This window comes from Moorena sp. SIO3I6, from assembly GCF_010672095.1.
The window spans coordinates 1-1,715 of record NZ_JAAHHU010001074.1 but is presented as its reverse complement, the minus strand read 5'-3'; the positions used below and the strand labels follow the sequence as shown (position 1 = coordinate 1,715).

Annotated in this window: 3 protein-coding genes; 2 read left to right on the top strand and 1 reads right to left on the bottom strand. The window is 46.5% G+C overall.

What is annotated here, in order from left to right:
* Positions 1-988 (top strand): formylglycine-generating enzyme family protein (locus F6K49_RS46250; protein ID WP_366514332.1); only part of this gene is annotated, 988 nt, incomplete at its 5' end.
* Between the two features lie 32 nt (positions 989-1,020).
* On the opposite strand, the gene F6K49_RS46245 is transcribed toward F6K49_RS46250, so the two are convergent.
* Positions 1,021-1,308, bottom strand: a complete 288-nt coding sequence (locus F6K49_RS46245) for a hypothetical protein (protein WP_293109163.1) — start codon at positions 1,306-1,308, stop codon at positions 1,021-1,023.
* A gap of 147 nt (positions 1,309-1,455) precedes the next feature.
* Here F6K49_RS46245 and F6K49_RS46240 point away from each other — a divergent pair.
* Positions 1,456-1,715: hypothetical protein (locus F6K49_RS46240; protein ID WP_293109161.1), on the top strand; the 260-nt coding region annotated here is incomplete at its 3' end.

The following is a 1,715-nucleotide window of genomic DNA, read 5'->3' as shown; positions in this document are numbered from 1 at the left end:
GATTGCCACCAAGGTTCTGTATCGTTTGGGAGGAGACTATGCAGTGTTAGCTAAACAGTTGGACTGTCTTTTTCAGATTGAGCTAGAACCGTTTGAGTTTGAAGTGGCAACTATTGAGTTGAAACAAACAGGCAGGAAAAGAAGAAAACTAGAACCAATCATCCACCGTCACCAGCACCAAGCTTATGGTTTTGCCCAAGACTTAGGGAATGGAGTTGAGCTAGAGATGGTAGCCATTCCTGAAGGGAGTTTTGTCATGGGTTCCCCAGAAACCGAAGAGGGGCATAAAAAAAATGAAAGTCCCCAGCATCAAGTCACCGTTAAATCCTTCTTCATGGGCAAATACCCAGTGACCCAAGCCCAATGGCAAGCTGTGGCCGCCCTAGCCCAAGTTAATCGAAAACTTGACCCCAATCCATCCCGTTTTAAAGGGAAAGACCTACCTGTAGAGCGAGTCTCTTGGTATGATGCCGTGGAATTTTGTGAGCGGCTGTCCCACCATACGAAACGCCCTTATCGCTTGCCCAGTGAAGCCGAGTGGGAGTATGCATGTCGAGCAGGTACAACGACTCCGTTTCATTTTGGCGAGACCATTACAACTGACCTAGCTAACTATGATGGCGACTATGTCTATAATTATCGCTTTGGTTCCAAAGGCAAATCTGTTCAGGCAACAACCCGAGTGGGGAGTTTTAAGGTAGCCAATGAGTTTGGACTCTACGATATGCATGGGAATGTGTGGGAGTGGTGTGCAGACCATTGGCACTCACACTATCAAGGTGCGCCAAGAGATGGCAGTGTCTGGCAAGATGAGCCTGATATTAATAATGATAATTATAATAAGCACCGGCTGTTGCGGGGCGGTTCTTGGGTCAACAGGTCTGAGGTCTGCCGTTCTGGGTCTCGCAACCACTCTGATCCGGCCTTCAGGCAATTCGTCAACGTTATTGGTTTTCGTGTGGTATGTGGGTGTGCGTGGACTCCGTAACCCTTTTCCCTGTTTCCCTTTTGCCCTTTGCCCTATTTTCCCTTTTCCCTTTGTGGAACTGGCATCTTGCCAGTGGCTGTTGAATAGTCCCTGTGTAGAACTGGCATCTTGCCAGTGGCTGTTGAATAGTCCCTGTGTAGAACTGGCATCTTGCCAGTGGCCTTTGAACCGTTAGAACCATGGTGATGTTCTGGTAGAACTGGCTTCCAGCCAGTGGCCCTTGAACCGTTAGAACCATGGTGATGTTCTGGTAGAACTGGCTTCCAGCCAGTGGCCTTTGAACCGGTAGAACCATGGTGATGTTCTGGTAGAACTGGCATCTTGCCAGTGCTCCCGGAACAGGTCACTGGCAAGATGCCAGTTCTACCGGTTGGATAACCTCAACCCAACATTAATAATTATAACTCACAAGATTATGGCACTAAAATAAAAAAATATACCCCTTAATTTCTGTATAAATGTAACTAATGACTACCCCTAACTATCCATCCTATGGGGCACAGGCTTCGAGGCGGTCTCAACCAAAGATTAATAATTATCACTGGCAAGATGCCAGTTCTACCAGTGATAATTATCACTGGCAAGATGCCAGTTCTACCAGTGATAATTATCACTGGCAAGATGCCAGTTCTACGAATTATACCAGTTTCAGAAAGTTCAAAAATCTTAAAATTAGCCAAAGGACTCTTCCTCACTGGGAATCAGCAGGAGCAATTTACTTTGTAAA

What these genes read in the sequence shown, in the direction of transcription:
- F6K49_RS46245 (WP_293109163.1), bottom strand. Translation starts at nt 1,308, where the DNA reads ATGCCAGTTCTACCAGAACATCACCATGGTTCTACCGGTTCAAAGGCC.